General features: G+C 42.1%; 23 protein-coding genes. 20 read left to right on the plus strand and 3 right to left on the minus strand.

What is annotated here, in order from left to right; translation table 11 throughout:
• The 3 genes from A3O17_RS02410 to ade form a co-directional block, all read right to left on the minus strand.
• Entirely contained in the window at positions 1-705 is a 705-nt protein-coding gene (locus A3O17_RS02410; protein WP_064207903.1) for a type 1 glutamine amidotransferase, read from the minus strand.
• On the minus strand, positions 705-2057 hold the full coding sequence (locus A3O17_RS02415; RefSeq protein ID WP_064207904.1) for a Mur ligase family protein: 1353 nt from the start codon (positions 2055-2057) through the stop codon (positions 705-707). Before A3O17_RS02415 ends, A3O17_RS02410 begins: the two co-directional genes overlap by 1 nt.
• A gap of 78 nt (positions 2058-2135) precedes the next feature.
• On the minus strand, positions 2136-3815 hold the full coding sequence (gene ade / locus A3O17_RS02420) for an adenine deaminase (RefSeq protein ID WP_064207905.1): 1680 nt from the start codon (positions 3813-3815) through the stop codon (positions 2136-2138).
• Between the two features lie 216 nt (positions 3816-4031).
• Between ade and A3O17_RS02425 the strand changes: the two genes are divergently transcribed.
• From A3O17_RS02425 to A3O17_RS02520, 20 genes are all read left to right on the plus strand, one after another.
• Entirely contained in the window at positions 4032-4625 is a 594-nt protein-coding gene (locus tag A3O17_RS02425; protein ID WP_064207906.1) for a thymidine kinase, read from the plus strand.
• A gap of 18 nt (positions 4626-4643) precedes the next feature.
• On the plus strand, positions 4644-5729 hold the full coding sequence (prfA, locus tag A3O17_RS02430) for a peptide chain release factor 1 (protein WP_057826847.1): 1086 nt from the start codon (positions 4644-4646) through the stop codon (positions 5727-5729).
• A complete protein-coding gene (gene prmC / locus A3O17_RS02435) occupies positions 5722-6561 on the plus strand; it encodes a peptide chain release factor N(5)-glutamine methyltransferase (RefSeq protein ID WP_064207907.1) in 840 nt (279 codons plus the stop codon). The genes prfA and prmC overlap by 8 nt, the downstream gene beginning before the upstream one ends.
• Positions 6562-6578: 17 nt before the next feature.
• Positions 6579-7577 carry an L-threonylcarbamoyladenylate synthase gene (locus A3O17_RS02440; protein WP_064207908.1) on the plus strand — a complete coding sequence of 333 codons (999 nt, stop codon included), beginning with the start codon at positions 6579-6581 and terminating at the stop codon, positions 7575-7577.
• A gap of 59 nt (positions 7578-7636) precedes the next feature.
• Positions 7637-8266, plus strand: a complete 630-nt coding sequence (gene upp, locus A3O17_RS02445) for a uracil phosphoribosyltransferase (protein WP_064212852.1) — start codon at positions 7637-7639, stop codon at positions 8264-8266.
• 298 nt (positions 8267-8564) lie between these two features.
• Positions 8565-9281 (plus strand): F0F1 ATP synthase subunit A, encoded by a 717-nt coding sequence (gene atpB, locus A3O17_RS02450; RefSeq protein WP_064207910.1) that lies wholly within the window; start codon positions 8565-8567, stop codon positions 9279-9281.
• 31 nt (positions 9282-9312) lie between these two features.
• Entirely contained in the window at positions 9313-9537 is a 225-nt protein-coding gene (gene atpE, locus A3O17_RS02455; RefSeq protein ID WP_064207911.1) for a F0F1 ATP synthase subunit C, read from the plus strand.
• Positions 9538-9589: 52 nt separating this feature from the next.
• Entirely contained in the window at positions 9590-10111 is a 522-nt protein-coding gene (atpF, locus tag A3O17_RS02460) for a F0F1 ATP synthase subunit B (RefSeq protein ID WP_057906521.1), read from the plus strand.
• Positions 10098-10643 carry a F0F1 ATP synthase subunit delta gene (locus A3O17_RS02465; RefSeq protein WP_064207912.1) on the plus strand — a complete coding sequence of 182 codons (546 nt, stop codon included), beginning with the start codon at positions 10098-10100 and terminating at the stop codon, positions 10641-10643. The genes atpF and A3O17_RS02465 overlap by 14 nt, the downstream gene beginning before the upstream one ends.
• A gap of 15 nt (positions 10644-10658) precedes the next feature.
• Positions 10659-12170, plus strand: coding sequence for a F0F1 ATP synthase subunit alpha (gene atpA / locus A3O17_RS02470; RefSeq protein ID WP_057826855.1), 1512 nt, complete (start codon positions 10659-10661; stop codon positions 12168-12170).
• A gap of 18 nt (positions 12171-12188) precedes the next feature.
• Positions 12189-13145, plus strand: coding sequence for a F0F1 ATP synthase subunit gamma (locus A3O17_RS02475; protein WP_064207913.1), 957 nt, complete (start codon positions 12189-12191; stop codon positions 13143-13145).
• A gap of 18 nt (positions 13146-13163) precedes the next feature.
• On the plus strand, positions 13164-14570 hold the full coding sequence (gene atpD, locus A3O17_RS02480; RefSeq protein WP_057826857.1) for a F0F1 ATP synthase subunit beta: 1407 nt from the start codon (positions 13164-13166) through the stop codon (positions 14568-14570).
• A 14-nt stretch (positions 14571-14584) separates the two neighbouring features.
• A complete protein-coding gene (locus A3O17_RS02485; RefSeq protein ID WP_064207914.1) occupies positions 14585-15004 on the plus strand; it encodes a F0F1 ATP synthase subunit epsilon in 420 nt (139 codons plus the stop codon).
• 211 nt (positions 15005-15215) lie between these two features.
• On the plus strand, positions 15216-15446 hold the full coding sequence (locus tag A3O17_RS02490) for a DUF1146 family protein (protein WP_057826859.1): 231 nt from the start codon (positions 15216-15218) through the stop codon (positions 15444-15446).
• Positions 15447-15459: 13 nt separating this feature from the next.
• The gene (gene murA, locus A3O17_RS02495; protein WP_064207915.1) at positions 15460-16764 is read left to right on the plus strand and encodes a UDP-N-acetylglucosamine 1-carboxyvinyltransferase; all 1305 of its coding nucleotides are present in this window, start codon (positions 15460-15462) and stop codon (positions 16762-16764) included.
• 156 nt (positions 16765-16920) lie between these two features.
• Positions 16921-17916, plus strand: coding sequence for a rod shape-determining protein (mreB, locus tag A3O17_RS02500; protein ID WP_057826861.1), 996 nt, complete (start codon positions 16921-16923; stop codon positions 17914-17916).
• 5 nt (positions 17917-17921) lie between these two features.
• A complete protein-coding gene (gene yidD / locus A3O17_RS02505) occupies positions 17922-18218 on the plus strand; it encodes a membrane protein insertion efficiency factor YidD (protein WP_057826862.1) in 297 nt (98 codons plus the stop codon).
• Between the two features lie 18 nt (positions 18219-18236).
• Entirely contained in the window at positions 18237-18455 is a 219-nt protein-coding gene (locus A3O17_RS02510; protein WP_057826863.1) for a DUF2969 domain-containing protein, read from the plus strand.
• A 26-nt stretch (positions 18456-18481) separates the two neighbouring features.
• Positions 18482-19684: an FtsW/RodA/SpoVE family cell cycle protein gene (locus tag A3O17_RS02515; RefSeq protein ID WP_064207916.1), complete on the plus strand. Its 1203-nt coding sequence runs from the start codon at positions 18482-18484 to the stop codon at positions 19682-19684.
• A 72-nt stretch (positions 19685-19756) separates the two neighbouring features.
• A partial coding sequence (locus A3O17_RS02520) for a helix-turn-helix domain-containing protein (RefSeq protein WP_155729646.1) occupies positions 19757-20010 on the plus strand: 254 nt, incomplete at its 3' end.

The raw sequence follows: 20010 nt of genomic DNA on the forward strand, positions 1-20010 counted from the left end.
TTAATATGTTGGTTTAATTTCCAATGCTTCTTGTTGACTAAAGTCAGCATCGGGATATTTCTTTTTCAGTGCTAATAATAAGAAACGTTTTGCAAGGTTTCCGTTCCGGGCGAGAACTGGTCCGTGGAAGTATGTTCCAAAGACATTTTTGTAAATTGCACCTTCAGAACCGTCTTGACCGTTGTTCCCATGACCTTCAATCACTTTTCCGAGGGGACGTTCGCCTTCGCCGAGGAACGTTACCCCGTTGTGATTTTCAAAACCATGATATTCTTCGCCGGTTTCTTCGTTTTTGATTCGAATATCGCCGATGAAACGGTTATTGATCTGGGTTTCAGTCCGGTGCGGCAGGGCGCCGACTCCCGGAATCTTTTTGCCATCCGCGCCAATGTAATATTGACCAAGCAATTGATAGCCGCCGCAAACCGCAAGCATTGGTTTATCATCGTTAATGAACTTTTTAATGGCCGCTGCTTTATTTGGCAGGTCTTTTGAAACGATCGTTTGTTCATAATCTTGACCGCCGCCGAACAGGGCAAAGTCGAATTTATCCGGATCAAAGTCATCATCTAAAGAAATGATTTGAACATCAATATCGGTATCCATTTGTTTGGCATAGTATTTCAAAACCAAAATATTGCCAATGTCACTGTAAGTATTGAGCAAATCACCATAGAGGTGGGCTAAATTCAAATGATATTGCATTATTCCATTCCTCCTTTGATGTAACCTTCGTCAGCAAGCATCTTCCGCAATTGCAACATTGCGGTGTAGGTTGCCAAAACGTAAACGTGCTTTGTCGGCATTTGTTTGATATAGTTGACGGCTTCCTTTAAGTCCGGCCGTTGGGCAAAATGTTCTTCGGGAACGCCGGCAACGCGCATCCGGAAAGTGATGTCCTTATACCGTTCACCACCGGTCAAAACAGATGGAATGTGGTCAAATGGTAATTCTTCAAAACTGCCGTCCCAGATCCAACTGGTGTCGATCCCATCAGCGTAGTTCGCATTTAACAGGAATGCAAGGGAGAACGGGTTCTTGTCTGTTTTGATCATTTGCAATACTTGGTCAAGACCGACCGGGTTTTTAACAAGGATGATCGTTACGTCTTTATCCCCAACGTGGACAACTTCTTGCCGCCCGAAGATGTTTTTATCATCCGCACCAAGGGCTTTCGTGATTTCGTGTGGCAACAAACCAAATTCAGCGCCAACAGAATATGCGGCAAGCGCGTTATAGATGTTATACGTTCCGCCAATGTGAAGCGTAAATTCGTGATCATCGATTTTAACGGTTGATGATTGCGGCGTTTGATCCACAATTTGATTCATCCGGTATGTTAATTCCGGCCGTTCAAATCCACAGTGGGGACAGAAGTATTTTCCCAAGTTGCCGTAACTGCGACTATAATAATGAAGAATGTGATCGCAATTTGGACATAAGACCCCATCCGTATTAGCGGGTGCCTTTTGATCTTGATCCGGTTGATTGTCAAAGCCGAAGTAAACAACTTGGTTTGGCAGATCCTGCAAGTTGTGGAATAACGGTTCGTCGCCGTTCGCAATAATCTTAGCTTGCGGGTGCAATTTGATTCCTTGAAGGATCTTATTATATGTGGTGTAAATTTCGCCGAACCGGTCAAGCTGATCCCGGAAAATGTTGGTTAAAACAAAGGCGGTTGGAGCAACGTACTTTGAAATAATCGGCACGTTGGCTTCATCCGTTTCCAAAACAGCGATTTTTTTACCGTTCTTGACTTTTTTAGCAGATAAAAATGTGCTGACGATCCCCTGTTTCATGTTTGAACCGCTCGGATTGGTTAAAATTTCCGGGTATTTTTGTTTAAGAACTTTAACCGTGAGGGCGGTTGTCAGGGTCTTCCCGTTGGTTCCGGTAACAATCACGATTTCGTAATCCTTTGCTAATTCCTTCAAAACGTCTGGATCGATTGTAAGGGTGATCTTGCCTGGAAGCGACGTTCCGCCGTGCATTACATTATGCAAAAACCAATAAGAAGATTTTCCGGCAGCAATTGCCAATTTACTTTTAAGTGCCATTGATCTATCTCCTAAAATTAAAATACTATTTGCATTTTATCATAGTAGAATCTGAAATTCACTTTTACATCATTTAACTTAATCTGCGTTCGCCTCAACGGGGATAAACTTTTGCTGATCAAAGTCATAAAGACCGCGCGCAGTTAATTTTAAAGTTGGAATAACTGGCAATGCTAAGAATGATAAGGTAATAAATGGATTAAAGCCGATTGGCCGGCTGATTGACTGGTAAGCTGCGGTGATCGCGTTTAATTTTTGAGCGGTCTCTTTATATGAAAGATTTGACATCAACCCGCCGATTTGAAGCGGGAGGGTTGCTAATTCATGGTGATTTGCAAAGACGGTGATTCCGCCGCCAACTTTTTGAAGATGCTGAATGGCAGCAAATAAATCCGCGTCATTGGTTCCAACGGCAATAATATTGTGGGAGTCGTGTGCAATTGAAGATGCAACGGCTCCGTGAGTTAAGTTGAAGCCTTTTACGATTGCTTTGCCGATTTTGCCGGTGTGATGGTGGCGTTCAACGACGACCATTTTAAGTTGATCGTTGGAAGGATCAGGACAGAAGTTTCCATTATGAATTGAAACGGGTTCGACTAAATGTTTAGTTTCGATGTGGTTCGGAATTACCTGAATGATGTTTGCGGTTGCTGAATTCAGCGGAAGTTGGAGATCAGCTGGCGAAAGCGCAAAGTTCATTGTGTTTTTCGCAAACGATAGCGGTTGGGTATTAAAATCATGATTTGAAATTAAGTGGCCTTTTTTGATGACCTGGTGGATCTTAACATCATACGGGTCGTCTAAGACAACGATGTCAGCTTGGTAATTCGGATTGAGGGCGCCGATGAAAGGGGTTTGGTGAGCTTGCGCAGCGTTAAAACTCGCCATTGTGTATGCCGTTTCGGGCCGCAAACCGTGGTGAATTGCTTTGCGAATGCAGTCGTTGATCTCGCCTTCATTTAAAAGGGAGTCAACTAATTTATCGTCAGTACAAAATGCGAACCGACTGGCGTTGGATTCATTGACTGCGCCGACGGTATTTTCAAGGTCGCGTTCAACGGTTCCTTCGCGCAGGAAAACATAAAAGCCTTCATTAATGCGTTCTTGAATTTGCTGGATCGTAGTTGCTTCATGGTCAGTTGAAATTTGGTGTTGCCGGTAAACATCGAGCTGGTGCCGTGAAAGGCCAGACCCGTGCCCGTCAATTTGCCGGCCAGCTTGAAGACAATCGTTCAGTTTAGCAATCATATCAGGTTGATTCGACGAAACTGCTGGATAATCCATCACTTCAGCTAAGCCGCGGACAGTTGGATCCTGGTAAAATGGTTTCAGTTCTTTGGCGGTCAACGTTGCGCCGCTGTCTTCAAACGGAGTGCACGGAACACTGGAAGGCAGCATCGTGTAAACGTCCAGCAGCGACTGCCGCGCGTCATCGATCATGTATTGAATCCCGTTTGCCCCGGCAACATTCGCAATTTCATGCGGGTCGGTGAAAATTCCCGTTGTTCCTTGTGGCAAAATCACTTTGGCCAATTCACTGGGTGTTAAAAGGGAACTTTCAATGTGAACGTGAGCGTCGATAAATCCGGGAACGATGTATTGGTCAGCATAATCAAGGGTCCGCCGGGCATGGAAGGCCGACGATTCGCCGGTCGCAATAATTTTGCCGTCATTGATCCAGAGGACATTTGGTTCGAATAACCGGGAGAAGACATTTAAAACGTGGTTACTTTTAATACATAAATCGATCATCGTCATTACTGATCCTCCAATATTATTTGTGTTTTGATGATATTGTTAATCTATTTAACCTTAAAGGACTAAAAGTCAATGCAAATTGTTAATTATTTTGAGCGAACTTGGAATAAATGTCCGAATTAATAATTAAAGCACCGAAAATTTTAAGTGAGGGAATGAATTTTGACTTTAAATCGTATATACTTATTTAGAAAGACTTTTTTTGGAGATGGGTTTATGGCACAACTTTTTTTCCGTTATGGCGCAATGAACAGCGGCAAAACGATTGAAATCCTTAAAGTTGCTCACAACTATGAGGAACAGCACAAGCACGTTGTGATTTTAACAAGCGGGCTGGATAACCGGGATGAAGTCGGATATGTTTCGAGCCGAATCGGGTTACGGCGGCCGGCAATTCCGATCTTTGATGAAACGGATGTATATGAAATTGTGGCTTCAAAGCAGAACATCGACTGTGTGTTAGTTGATGAAGCACAATTCTTGAAAAAGCATCACGTAATTGAATTGACGCGAATCGTTGATGAATTAGGAATTCCAGTAATGACGTTCGGTTTAAAGAACGACTTTCGGAATCAGTTGTTTGAAGGTTCCGAATATCTTTTGCTGTATGCTGACAAAATCGAAGAAATGAAGACCATTTGCTGGTTCTGTGCCAAAAAAGCAACCATGAACCTTCGAATCCATGATAGCAAGCCGGTTTATGACGGCGAGCAGATCATGATTGGCGGCAACGAAGCATATTTCCCAGTTTGCCGGAAACACTACGTTAACCCGCCGCTGGAAGAAATCCGCAAAGATATTGAAGAATAATATTTAATGGAGGACAAGATGGATAAGTTATTTGATCGTTTACAAATGCTTGAAGACCGTTACGAAGAGCTTGGCGAATTACTTTCTGATCCGGATGTAATTGCTGATACGCAACGGTTCACCAAGCTTTCAAAGGAAATGGCCGATTTGCGCGAAACCGTTGAAAAGTACAACCAGTATAAGAAGGTTACGCAGCAGATCAAAGATGATGAGGAAATGTTGAATGCCGGTTTAGATGATGAAGAAATGGCATCGATGGTCAAGGATGAACTGGCAGATTCAAAGGCGGAAAAGGAAAAGCTTGAAGAAGAAATCAAGATTCTTTTGATTCCCAAAGACCCGAATGATGAAAAGAACATCATCATGGAAATCCGGGGAGCTGCCGGTGGGGACGAAGCAAGTTTGTTTGCAGCAGATTTATACAACATGTACACCCGCTATGCTGAAAAGCAAGGCTGGTCAGTTCAAATCGTTGATAAGACTCCAACCGAAGTCGGCGGATTCAAGCAAGTCGTATTGCTGATCAACGGGAAAAACGTTTATTCAAAATTAAAATATGAAAGTGGTGCTCACCGGGTTCAACGGGTTCCCGTTACTGAATCAGCTGGCCGGGTCCACACTTCAACTGCAACGGTCGGGGTAATGCCTGAAGAAGAGGACGTTGAAATTGAAATTGATCCAAAGGATATTCGGGTCGATGTTTTCCGGTCATCAGGGGCCGGTGGTCAGCACATCAACAAGACTTCATCAGCTGTTCGGATGACGCACTTGCCGACAGGAATCGTGGTTTCAATGCAAGACCAACGTTCACAGCAACAAAACCGGGAAAAGGCAATGCAGATTTTGAAAGCCCGGGTTTATGATTACTATAAGACCCAAGAACAAAGTGAATACGACGAAAACCGGAAGTCAGCCATTGGGACTGGGGACCGGTCAGAACGAATTCGGACATATAATTACCCGCAAAACCGGGTTACGGATCACCGGATCGGATTGACATTGAATAAGTTGGATAAGATCATGAACGGTGATTTAGATGACATTATTGATGCGTTAGTATTGTATGATCAAACTAAGGCATTGGAGAAATTGCAAAATGAATAATGCAGTAAATTATTTTAAGGCCCGTCAATGGGCTTTTTCTTTTATTGAAGCGCACGGGTTGGAAGCAGACGCCGCTGATTTACTGTTGAGCGATCAGATGGGGTGGAATGAAGCTCAACTATTGATGCATTTTCGCGATCCAATGCCAGCTGAGGAATGGCAGCAGTATCAGACCAACGTTCACAAATTTGTTGATGGCTGGCCGGCCCAATACCTTACGGGCAAGGCGTTTTTTTACGGCTTGCAGCTTAAAGTAACGGAAACAACCTTGATTCCGCGCCCGGAAACGGAGGAACTGGTTGATTGGATCTTAGCTGATTATGATGAACAGCCGATCGACCTGCTTGATGTTGGTACCGGTACCGGGGCGATCGGCTTGGCCCTTAAAGCTCAACGTCCAACTTGGGACGTAACGTTAAGCGATATTTCAGCTGATGCGTTGGGCGTTGCCAAACAGAACGCAGCGGCGTTGAATGAATCTGTTAAATTTGTCCAAAGTGATCTTTTAAATGATGTGGACGGCAAATATGATGTGATCGTTTCGAATCCGCCGTATATCGCTGAGGACGAACGGAAGTACATGGACCGCAGTGTTTTAGAGCACGAACCGGAACTTGCGTTATTTGCACCGCATCACGGTTTGGCAATTTATCAGCGAATTGCTGCGGAATGTTCCTCGTATTTAAAACCGCATACCCGAATGTATTTTGAAATCGGGTTTCATCAGGGACAAGCGGTCAAACAAATTTTTGAAAAGCAGTTTCCGCAAGCAAGCGTTGAAGTGCGCCAAGATATCAATCATCATGACCGGATGGTGCGGGTCAAATTTTAAGAAAGGAAATCAAACGAATGGAAATTACTAAAATTTATAAACCAGATGAAGTTGCGCAAGCAGCAAAAGAAATTCAACTTGGAGAATTAATTGCGTTTCCAACTGAAACCGTCTATGGATTAGGGGCAGATGCAACCAATGAAAAGGCTGTTCGACGGGTTTTCCAAGTTAAGGGCCGGCCAGCCGATAACCCGTTAAACGTTACGGTGTGTTCAACGGCAATGGTTGAACGGTTTGTTGGGGAGATCAATGAATGGGGGCAAAAGCTGATCAAGCAATTTTGGCCAGGACCGTTGACGCTGATCTTTAAAACCTTGCCGCATGCGTTAGCTCCAGTTGTTACGGGCGGATTACCAACCGCTGCTTTTCGGATGCCCGATAATCAAGTAACGCTGAAAATGATCGAACTAGCAGGAACCCCAATCGTTGGGCCGTCTGCTAATTCATCAGGCAAGCCGAGCCCGACGACCGCTGAGCATGTTTTTCATGATATGGAAGGCAAGATCGCGGGCATTGTTGATGATGGACCAACCGCAGTCGGCGTTGAATCAACGATCATTGATTTAAGCGGTGATACGCCGATTATTATTCGTCCAGGAGCAATCAGTACGAAAGAAATTGAAGATGTTCTTGGAACAAAAGTTTTACTGAAGGACAGTAAGGATGCAGCTCCGGCAGCGAAATACAAGCATTATAGTCCGGATGCCCAGGTTTTGATGGTCAATGACCAGGATTGGAATCAAGTTGACCAGTGGCTTAAGGATCAGGATCAAAAGGTAGCGGTAATGGCAACGGATAAGGTGTTAGCTTCGCTTTCAAATGCTGAACTTCAATTCAGTTTAGGGCAAGATGTGCAATCGGCAAGCAAAGAATTCTTTGCAGGGATCCGGCATTTAGACAATGATGAACATGCCAAAATAATCCTCGTTCAAAAGTTCCCAACAACCGGTTTAGGGGAAGCCTACATGAACCGCTTGGAAAAAGCCAGCGGAAATCAAACTTGGGGTTTAGAGTAGCAAAATTATTTAATATCCGATAAAATAGGACTGAATAAAAATTAAAGGAGATGTTTGAAATGGGAAAGTTTGAAGTTTTAGATCACCCATTAATTCAACACAAATTAACGATTATTCGAAACAAGGATTGCGGAACACGGGAATTTCGGGAAGTTGTCAACGAAATTGCCGAATTGATGGTTTACGAAGTTTGCCGTGATATGCCGCTTGAAGATATTAAGGTTGAAACCCCAGTAGCAACGGCCGTTGAAAAACGGTTGGCTGGGAAAAAGGTCGTTGTCGTTCCAATTTTGCGGGCAGGACTTGGAATGGTCGATGGCGTCCTTGAATTATTGCCAGCCGCAAAGGTCGGTCACATCGGAATGTACCGGGATGAAGAAACCCTTCAACCGCACGAATACTTTGTCAAGATGCCAGATCACCTTGATAAACGGGAAATGATCATCGTTGACCCAATGTTGGCAACTGGCGGCTCAGCCATTGCAGCCGTTGATGCATTAAAGAAGCGGGGCGCCAAATCAATTCGATTTGTTTGCTTAGTTGCTGCTCCAGAAGGGGTCAAGGCTTTGCGGGAAGCCCACCCGGACATCGATGTTTACGCTGCTGCATTGGATGATCACTTAAACGAAAATGGTTACATTGTTCCCGGATTAGGCGATGCCGGTGATCGGCTCTTTGGAACAAAATAATAGCCGAATATTATAGTTGTTAATTAATCTATAAATTCTATTAATAAAGTTTAAGAAAATCAAAATGTGATTATACCGCGATTTTTTTGTGACGTTTTATGCTTATAAAGCGTTTACATCAAATTTTTAAAATACGTTTAAATGGTGGTGCTACGCCTTTAAATTGGTTTTGTATTTAATAAAAATGGTGGTATGATGAAAAATGTATTCAGAGATTGTCCATCTTTGGATCGAAATCATTTTATGGTTCGACCGTAATGTTTTCAACCTTATTACAATTGAAAAGAGGTGAGACTTGGTGTTTGATGACGGAAGTAAAATTGTCAAGCTATTTGGGCTCTCATTTAACGTCGGGAACTGTGTCGCCGGACTTGTTACAGCAATTATTGTATGTGCCGTTTTAATTTGGCTTTCACGCAACTTGCAGATGAAGCCGACCGGCAAGCAGAATATTCTCGAATGGATCGTTGATTTTACAAATGGAATTGTGAAATCAGCGATTCCCGATGCCCAAGGAAGTAATTACGGATTGTTCGCATTCGTACTTTTCGTATTTATTTTCGTTGCTAACCAATTAGGGTTGATCATTCAATTCGTAATTGGAGATGTTACATACGTCAAAAGTCCAACTGCTTCGCCAATGACAACATTAACGTTGGCATTTATGGTACTGGTAATTACCCACCTTGCCGGGGTTGTTCGGTTCGGCTTTAAGGGATACTTCAAGAATTCGTTCTTAAGTCCTTATCCAGCATTGTTCCCAATCAAATTGATGGAACAATTTACGAACTTTATTACTTTGGCTCTTCGTCTTTACGGTAACATTTATGCCGGTGAAGTATTGTTGAAGTTGATTTTCCAATTGGCTCAATCACATGGCTTACTCACATTTATCCCAGCCATCCCATTGGAATTGATTTGGCAAGGATTCTCCGTCTTTATTGGATCAATCCAAGCCTATGTCTTTGTAACATTGACAATGGTATATATTTCACAAAAGGTCGAAAAAGAATAATTACTCACACACATAAGGAGGATGTAATACTATGGTTACAGGATTTGCTTTATTAGGTGCAGGACTTGCCGCAGGGCTTGCTGCTATTGGTACTGGTGTAGGTAACGGTTTAATTATTTCAAAGATGTTGGAATCAATGGCTCGTCAACCAGAATTAACAGGTCAATTACGGACAAACATGTTCATTGGTGTTGGTTTGGTCGAAGCTGTCCCGATTATTGCGATCGTTATTGCATTCATGTTATATGCTAAATAACCTTCACGAAAAAGTAACTCAAGTTATATTTGAATGAAGGAGGTGTCAATAGATGTATTCGACATTTTTACTTGGTGATGCAGGGGTACAATGGGGAGATTTCCTCTTCTACCTTATTATGTTCATTATCATGTTGTTGATTGTTAAACACTTTGCATGGGGTCCCGTTACAAAGATGATGGACAAACGTGCAACGAAGATTTCAAACGACATTGATTCTGCTGAAAAGGCCCGGAAAGAAGCTGAAGACCTTGCTGCAAAACGGCAAACTGCTTTGGAAAATTCACGGACAGAAGCTGCTGGAATCATTGACCGCGCAAAACAAAACGGTGAACAACAAAAAGCTTCAATTGTAAATGCTGCAAATGAAGAAGTTAAAACAATGAAGGCCAATGCCAAGAAAGATATTCAACAAGAAAAGCAAGATGCTTTATCAAGTGTAAAGAACGATGTCGCTGAATTATCTATTGAAATTGCTTCGAAGATTATTCAAAAAGAACTAACACCTGAAAGTCAAAAGGAATTAGTTGATTCATATATTGAAGGGTTGGGAAAGCAAAATGGCAATAGATAATGCAACAATTGCACGTCGTTATGGCAATGCCCTTTTTGAAGTTGCGCAAGAACAAGATTCACTTGCTGAAACAGCAGCTGAATTAAATGAATTAAAAGCAGCTTTAAATCAAGAACCTGGATTTGTTAACTTTATGACAAGTCCGCAAATCGATGAGAAAGCAAAGAAAGATACTCTTTCTGCGTTAACTGCAAATGCTTCAGCATTAGTTTCTAATCTGCTCAACATGTTATTTGACTATCGGCGGATCAGCAACTTAGAAGCAATCATTGATGAATTTAACAGACTTTATGATCAAGAACGCAAAGTCGTTCGGGCCGTTGTCCGGACAGCCGTTGAATTAGATGATCAGCAAAAGGATACCCTTGCAAAGAAATTTGCTGAGGTTGAAGGTGCAAACCAAGTTATCTTGGATGCAAAGGTTGATCCATCGATCATTGGCGGGGTTGTGATGCAATCTGAAAGTCATATTTATGACGGTTCAATTAAGACGAAGCTTGAAAAGATCAAGCGTCTGTTACTAAAACGTTAAAGAGGTGAGACTTTTATGAGCATTAAGGCTGAGGAAATCAGTGCTCTTATTAAGAAACAATTAGCAGATTATAAAGATGAATTATCTGTTGATGAAGTTGGTACTGTTACTTATGTTGGTGATGGTATTGCTCGTGCTAACGGTCTCGATAATGCCTTGTCTGGTGAATTGGTAGAATTCCAAAATGGAGTATTCGGAATGGCTCAAAACTTGGAATCAACAGATGTTGGGATCGTTGTTTTGGGTGATTACAAGGGAATCCGCGAAGGTGACACCGTTAAGCGGACAGGCCGGATCATGGAAGTTCCTGTTGGGGACGCATTGATTGGCCGGGTCGTAAACCCATTAGGACAACCAATTGATGGATTAGGCGAAATTAAAACCGATAAGACACGTCCAGTAGAACGGAAAGCTCCAGGTGTTATGGAACGGCAATCTGTTTCAGAACCACTTCAAACTGGGATCAAAGCGATCGATGCTTTAGTTCCGATTGGTCGGGGCCAGCGTGAATTAATTATCGGTGACCGGAAGACTGGGAAGACATCATTGGCAATTGATACGATCTTGAACCAAAAGGATCAAGATATGATTTGTATCTACGTTGCGATTGGACAGAAGGAATCAACCGTTCGTGAACAAGTTGAAACTTTGCGTAAATTTGGCGCAATGGATTACACAATCGTTGTTTCAGCTGGTCCTTCAGAACCTGCTCCAATGCTTTACATCGCTCCATATGCCGGAGCCGCAATGGGTGAAGAGTTCATGTTCAACGGCAAACACGTTTTGATCGTTTATGATGATTTAACAAAGCAGGCTGATGCTTACCGTGAACTTTCATTGATTTTGAGAAGACCTCCTGGCCGTGAAGCTTACCCAGGTGACGTTTTCTACCTGCACTCACGTTTGCTTGAACGGGCTGCTAAGTTAAGTGATGAACTTGGTGGCGGATCAATGACTGCTTTGCCATTCATTGAAACAAAAGCCGGGGACGTTTCAGCATACATTCCAACTAACGTTATTTCGATCACTGATGGACAGATTTTCTTGGACAGTGATAAGTTCTATGCTGGGGTTCGTCCTGCTATCGATGCCGGGACTTCGGTTTCACGTGTTGGTGGTGACGCTCAGATCAAAGCCATGAAGAAAGTTGCCGGAACATTACGTTTGGACTTAGCTTCATACGCTGAATTGGAATCATTTACTCAATTCGGTTCAGACTTGGACGAAGCTACGCAAGCTAAGTTGAATCGTGGTCGTCGGACAATTGAAGTTTTGAAGCAACCATTACATAAACCACTTCCTGTTGAAAAACAAGTTGTGATCCTTTATGCATTGACTCACGGCTTCTTAGACTCAGTTGTGATCGATGATATTACGAAGTTCCAAGACGGATTGTTTGACTACTTCGACAATAATCACAAAGACTTGCTTGACGAAATTAAGAAGACTGGTCAATTACCAGATACAGCAAAACTTGATGCTGCAATCAAGGACTATGCTGATACTTTCCAAGCAAGCAACAAATAGAAAGGGTGGTGAAGGCTGATGGCTGGTTCATTACAAAGTGTTAAGCGTCGAATCAATTCGACCAAGAAAACACAACAAATCACAAATGCCATGCAAATGGTATCAACTGTAAAATTGAATCAAATTCAAAGACATACAGCAAGTTATCAAGTCTATGCCGCCAAGATTCGGAGTGTAATCACTCACCTTGCTAAATCACACTTATTGGATAGCATTTCAGTAAGCAGCTCATCAAAGAAGAGCGACGATCCGATGAGTTCATTGGGAATGTTGCAACAACGTCCGGTCAAGAAAGTCGGAATTGTTGTGATCACATCAGACCGGGGCTTAGTTGGAAGCTACAACAGTACGGTATTAAAGCAAACAATGACGTTGATTAATAACGTAAGTCAGGCTGACAACAAGAAAGATGACATTGTGATCTTAGCAATTGGTTCAACTGGTGCAGATTTCTTTAAGCAACGCGGATTTAACATCGGATACGAATATCAAGGTGTTAATGATGTGCCGAAGTTTAAAGAAGTTCGGCCAATTGTTCAAGCAATCGTTACGATGTTTACAAGCGGAGCATTCGACAAGTTGTACGTTTGCTACAACCACTTCGTAAACACCTTAACGTCAGAATTTCGTGCTGAACAAATGCTTCCAATTACCGCTGAAAACGTTGGTGATTTGGAAAATGACGGACTTGAAGATGCCAAGGAAGGTCAATTAGCTCCAGCATACGATGCAGAGCCATCCCAAGATGCAATTTTGGAAGTTGTTTTGCCGCAATATGCTGAAAGCTTGGTATATGGCGCAATCTTGGATGCCAAGACATCTGAACATGCTTCAAGTTCAACAGCAATGAAATCTGCTTCAGATAACGCAGATGACATTATTTCAACCTTGCAATTGCAATACAACCGTGCACGGCAAAGTGCAATTACAACTGAAATTACTGAAATTACAGGTGCTCAAGCTGCCTTAGAATAAAATTAGGAGGAATTACGAATGAGTTCTGGTAAAGTAGTACAAGTTATCGGACCTGTTGTTGACGTTGAATTTCCTCTAAATGAATCTTTACCTGAAATTGACAACGCGCTTCACGTAAAACGTGAAGATGGTTCAGACTTGGTTCTTGAAGTTGCCCTTGAATTAGGGGACGGAGTTATGCGGACGGTTGCCATGGATTCAACTGATGGGTTGAAGCGTGGCGCAGAAGTTATTGACTCAGGTTCATCAATTTCTGTTCCAGTTGGTAAAGATACTTTAGGACGGGTATTTAACGTTTTAGGTGACACGATCGATAACGGTCCTAAATTTAGTGAAGACCATCGTCGTGATCCAATTCACCGCAATGCTCCAGCTTACGATCAATTGAATCCAGGGACTGAAGTTTTGGAAACAGGGATCAAGGTTATTGATTTGCTTGCTCCATACATCAGAGGTGGAAAGATTGGTTTGTTCGGTGGTGCCGGTGTTGGGAAGACTGTTTTGATTCAGGAATTAATCCACAACATTGCTGAAGAACACAGTGGGATCTCAGTATTTACCGGTGTTGGTGAACGGACACGTGAAGGGAACGACCTTTACTTTGAAATGAAGGAATCAGGCGTTTTGGATAAAACAGCCATGGTATTCGGTCAAATGAACGAACCACCTGGTGCCCGGATGCGGGTTGCTTTGACTGGTTTAACAATTGCTGAATACTTCCGTGACGTTGAAGGTCAAGATGTTTTGCTCTTCATCGATAACATTTTCCGGTTCACTCAGGCTGGTTCAGAAGTTTCAGCCTTGCTTGGACGGATTCCTTCAGCCGTAGGTTACCAACCAACGTTGGCTACTGAAATGGGTCAATTACAGGAACGGATCACTTCAACGAAGAAGGGTTCAATCACTTCAATTCAAGCGGTTTATGTTCCTGCCGATGACTATACTGACCCTGCTCCAGCAACAACTTTCGCTCACTTGGATGCCACAACTAACTTGGAACGTTCATTGACACAACAAGGGATTTACCCAGCCGTAGACCCGCTTGCTTCAACTTCAAGTGCGTTGGCTCCTGAAATTGTTGGTGAAGAACACTATCAAGTAGCAACCGAAGTTCAACACGTATTGCAACGTTATCGTGAATTGCAAGATATCATTTCAATTCTTGGAATGGATGAATTATCTGATGAAGAAAAATTAACGGTTGCACGTGCACGGCGGATCCAATTGTTCTTATCACAAAACTTCCACGTTGCTGCTAAGTTCAATGGATTCCCGGGATCATACGTAACAGTTGAACAAACAGTTCAAGGATTCAAGGAAATTCTTGAAGGGAAGTATGATGATCTTCCAGAAGAAGCATTTCGGAGTGTCGGAACAATTGAAGATGTTGTAAAGAAAGCTAAGAAATTGGCAGCTAATGCTTAAGGAGGGAACGTCAAATGAGTGACAAACCTGAATTAACAGTATCTGTTGTAACTCCAGATGGTGAAGTTTATGAAAACAAGACTACTTTGGCGATCTGTAAGACTGCTGAAGGTGAACTTGGAATTATGCCGAACCATACTCCTGTGTTAGCTTCATTGGCAATCGATGAAGTGCGGGTCAAGACTGGAGAAGATCAATACGATGAAATTGCCATTGGCGGTGGATTCTTAGAATTTTCAAATAACGTTCTTTCAATCGTTGCTTCAGCAGCTGAAAGAAAAGAAAATATCGATACATCACGGGCAGAACGTGCGCGCGACCGGGCTAAAGAACGAATCGAAAAGGCACAAAATGAACATGATGCAAAAGAATTAAAGCGGGCTGAAATTTCATTGAAGCGGGCTTTAAACCGGATCAAGGTTTCAGGTCATTAGTGAGATTTAGTCTTTGAGAGAAAAAAGAGGTTATGGTTTTCCATGACCTCTTTTTTAATTGAAAGGTGAATATTAAGTTAATTTAAAAATTAATGTTATTTGATATAAAAGGGTGTATATTAATTAGGTATGCGAGATATACTTATCATTAATATTGTTATCTAAAGGACAACTATGATATTATAATTGCAAACTGAGAGGTGAGGGGTTAATGAGACAAATTGGATTAAACGCGTTACTGACGATCATCAGTAACTTTACTTTTATCCTGATTACGTTTAAAATCTTGCGCGATTTGCGGCTGGATTACTATGTCAATAAGGAACGGCAACGGACGTTTCGGCTGTTTCTTATTTTGGTTTCAACGGCCCTGGGCTTTTTAGTAAGTCAGTTTTTCCTAAACTTCATCGATAGTGTACGAAATTTAGGATATCTATTGTAATGGAGGATTAGACTTGGAAAAAATTATTGTTCGCGGCGGAAACAAGTTAAATGGAACGGTTGAAATTGAAGGAGCAAAAAATGCGGTTTTGCCAATTTTAGCTGCATCGATTCTTCCAACTGAAGGCCGCACGGTTTTACATAACGTCCCGATTTTATCAGATGTATTTACAATGAATAATGTGATCCGCTTTTTAAATGTTAAAGTTGGATTTGATGAAGATCAAAAAGAAATTACGGTTGACTCAACCGATGAATTATCATACGAAGCACCATTCAAATATGTTTCAAAGATGCGGGCTTCAATCGTTGTTTTAGGGCCGCTTTTGGCACGGGTTAAACATGCGAAGGTTGCAATGCCTGGGGGCTGTGCAATTGGTTCCCGGCCGATTGACTTGCATTTAAAGGGATTAGAGGCAATGGGTGCCAAGATCATTCGCAACGATGGTTATATCGAAGCAACAACGGATGGGTTAAAGGGTGCGAACATCTATCTTGATTTCCCAAGTGTTGGGGCAACCCAAAACATTATGATGGCTGCAACCTTAGCCAAGGGAACAACGATCATTGAAAACGTTGCTCGGGAACCTGAAATCGTTGATCTTGCCAACTTCTTAAATAAGATGGGAGCACACGTAACCGGTGCCGGAACAGAAACAATCAAGGTTGTTGGGGTTGATCACCTTCACGGAGTTGAACACACGGTCGTTCAAGATCGGATCGAAGCCGGAACATTTATGGTTGCCGCAGCAATCACCAATGGAAATGTTTTGATCAAAGATGCGGTTGAAGAACACAACAAACCATTGATTTCTAAACTTGAAGAAATGGGTGCGCAAGTAATTCGGGAAGATGATGGCATTCGCGTAATCGGACCGGAAAAACTTAAACCGGCAGACGTGAAGACAATGCCGCATCCCGGTTTCCCAACTGATATGCAACCACAAATCAGTGTTGCTCAATTAGCGGCTGATGGGACAAGTACATTAACGGAAACGGTCTTTGAAAACCGGTTCATGCACCTTGAAGAATTGCGGCGGATGAATGCCGACTTTAAGGTTGAAGGCAATGCGGCTGTCTTGAACGGCCCAACGAACTTTAGCGGGTCTGAAGTTGCTGCAACTGACTTGCGGGCCGCTGCTGCGTTAATCCTTGCTGGGTTGATCGCAAAGGGCATCACGCAAGTAACCCATTTGGAATATCTTGATCGGGGATACTGGCACTTTAATCAAAAACTTGCTTCATTAGGTGCAGAAATCAAGCGGGTCAATGATATTACCGGAAACGAAATGAAGATCAACAGCGAAGTTAAAAATTAATCAAATTATTAAGTAATAAGGGGCTGGATTTTGGAACAGTCCCTTTTTTGGTACTAACAATTATCTTGATTTTACGTGAATTCAAAAATGATTCTATGGTATAATAATCGAGATATATCCTTAATTTTGAGTAATGATTATTAAAGGAGAATTGCTATGGCAAAAGACATTGGGATTGACTTGGGTACAGCCAATGTGCTGATCAATATCCAAGGTGAAGGAATTGTATTAAACGAACCTTCAGTAGTAGCTGTCAATTCAAAATCAAATAAGGTTCTGGCTGTTGGATCAGAAGCATATCAAATGGTTGGCCGGACACCAGGAAGTATCCGGGCAATCCGCCCGTTAAAAGACGGAGTGATCGCAGATTTTGATATTACGGAACAAATGCTTTCATATTTCATTAAGAAGTTGAATGTGAAGGGGTTCATGTCAAAACCAAATATTATGATCTGCTGCCCAACGAATACAACGGACGTTGAACATAAGGCAATTCGCCAAGTTGCTGAAAAAATTGGCGGCGGTCAGGTTTATTTGGAACTTGAACCAAAAGTTTCAGCTGTTGGAGCTGGCTTAGATATTTTCAAACCATTTGGGAACATGGTCATCGATATTGGTGGGGGAACAAGTGATATTGCGTTCCTTTCATTAGGTGATATTGTTGCCAGTCGTTCATTGAAGATTGCCGGTGACCGGTTGAACATGGATATTTTAAACTTTGTAAAGAAGAAGTATAATTTACAAATTGGTGAACGGACTGCTGAAAAGGTAAAAATCGAAATCGGGACGGTTGTTCCAGGACACCGGAATGAAGAGATCGATGTTCGCGGCCGGGATACAGTTTCAGGACTGCCGCGGACAATTACCTTGAAGTCTGACGATGTCGAACCAACGTTGAATGAAACCATGATGAACGTTGTTGAAGCGGCAAAAGATGTTTTAGGAGTAATTCCACCTGAACTTGCAGCCGATATCATCGATCATGGGATCATGATGACGGGTGGTGGTGCATTGCTTGATGGCATGGACCAATTACTGATGGATAATTTGAACATCCCGGTTAATATTTCAGATACACCATTAGATGATGTTGCTGTCGGAACGGGAATTTTGCTTGAAAAGATTCTTGGCAGCGAAAATCAAAAGAGATAATCGAAATGTTTAAACGCATTTTTACGTGGATCATCCATCAATATCAACGGTTTATTTCACCGTTGTTTCCGCCAAGCTGTCGGTATTACCCGACATGTTCGAACTATGCTTTGCAGGCAATTCAAAAGTTTGGAGCATTGAAAGGCGGCTTGATGGCTGCAGCGCGAATTTTACGGTGTAATCCGTTTGTGAAGGGTGGATATGATCCCGTTCCAGATCATTTCAGCTTGCAGCGAAATGAAAGTTGGAAAGATGATCCCAATGAAAATTTCTTTTACAATGAAGAACATTTAAATAAATAACTTTAAGGAGGTAAGCGTGTGTCAAAAAAAACTAAAACGATTGAATTAGTTGAAGATGAGAAGGTAATCAATGGGGTAACGGTTGCTGAATTAAAATTAGGTGAAAAGTCTTTGGGAACGGTCAAACCTGAAGATGATAAGTTTACTGCTAGTCTTCCAGATGGTGAAAAGTTCAGTGTGAAAAGCCATTCAGAAGCAGTTAATATTTTGATCAGTCATTACCATTTACACTCATAGGATGATTACGCAAAGGAGCTTTTAAATTGGGTAATACGAAAAATAACCGGCGGGTAAAAAGTAATGATGACCGGATCGACTGGGGAATCATTTTCTCAGTTCTGGTTTTAGCCGTGATCGGGATGCTTTCGATTTACGTTGCCGTTAAGCACGATACAAGTAATGCGAGTGTAACTAAAACGTTAGTCTCACAGGCAATGTGGTATGTCTTCGGAATCATCGCGGTCGTGATCATCATGCAGTTTGACGCCGAGCAGTTATGGAAAGTGGCTCCGGTTGCTTACGGCATCGGAATCACACTGATGTTCCTGTTGCTTTTCCTGTATAGTCGTTCGTATGCGGCTCAAACAGGGGCGAAAAGCTGGTTTGCAATCGGATCATTGACTTTCCAGCCGTCTGAAGTGATGAAACCCGCGTATATTCTGATGCTGGCGCGGGTAATTGCCGAGCATAATTCCCTATATCCAGAACATACGATTGAAACGGATTGGAAGCTGCTTGGTAAAATGTTTCTCTGGACGTTGCCGATCGTTATTTTGTTAAAACTTCAAAATGACTTTGGGACAACGTTGGTTTTCTTAGCAATTTTCGGCGGAATGGTTTTAATTTCCGGAATTTCATGGCGCATCATTGTTCCAATTTTCGGGGCATTCTTCGTTATTGGGGCAATCGCAATTTACTTTGCGGTCTTCAACCGGGGAGTGCTGTTGCACTTAGGATTCCAAAACTACCAATTCCAACGGATCGATGCTTGGTTGCACCCTGAAAATAACACGACCGGTTCAAGTTACCAGTTATGGCGGAGTATTGAAGCCATTGGTTCTGGTCAGTTATTTGGAAAAGGGTTCAACGTTTCAAACGTTTACGTTCCTGTTCGGGAATCTGATATGATTTTCTCTGTTATTGGGGAAAACTTTGGCTTTATTGGTGGATGTGTCTTGATTTTCATCTATCTGTTGTTGATTTTCCAAATGGTTCAAGTAACGTTTGAAACCCGGAATGAATTTTACGCATACATTTCAACCGGGGTTATTATGATGATCTTATTCCACGTATTTGAAAACATTGGAATGAGTATCGGATTGCTTCCGTTAACGGGGATTCCATTACCATTTATTAGTCAAGGGGGATCTTCGTTGATTGGGAACATGATTGGGATCGGCCTGATCATGTCGATGAGGTATCACCATAAGAGTTACATGTTTAGTAATAATTCAGATTTTAATTAAAGAAGGTTGCGGCTTTGTGAAGTGCCCTACAATTGTTAGACAAAAAACTAATGATTGTGAGGCACTTTTTGTATGGTTAAATATAAACCTGAATTAAAGGCGCAGATTGTTCATGAATATCTTTCAACTGCACAGAGTATCAATGATTTAAGTGAGAAATATCATATTGGAGAAAGTCAAATATCTAGATGGGTTCAAAGATACCGGTTAAATGGTCCTGATGCTCTCAAACCACGGCGGCATAAACGGAATTTTACTGCTGATTTCAAATTAAGTGTGATAAACTATTACCAAACTCACGAGGATTCAATGGCTGAAGTAGCGGC

The organism is Ligilactobacillus aviarius (assembly GCF_001654615.1).
In the GTDB taxonomy this organism is placed as follows: Bacteria; Bacillota; Bacilli; order Lactobacillales; family Lactobacillaceae; genus Ligilactobacillus; species Ligilactobacillus aviarius_B.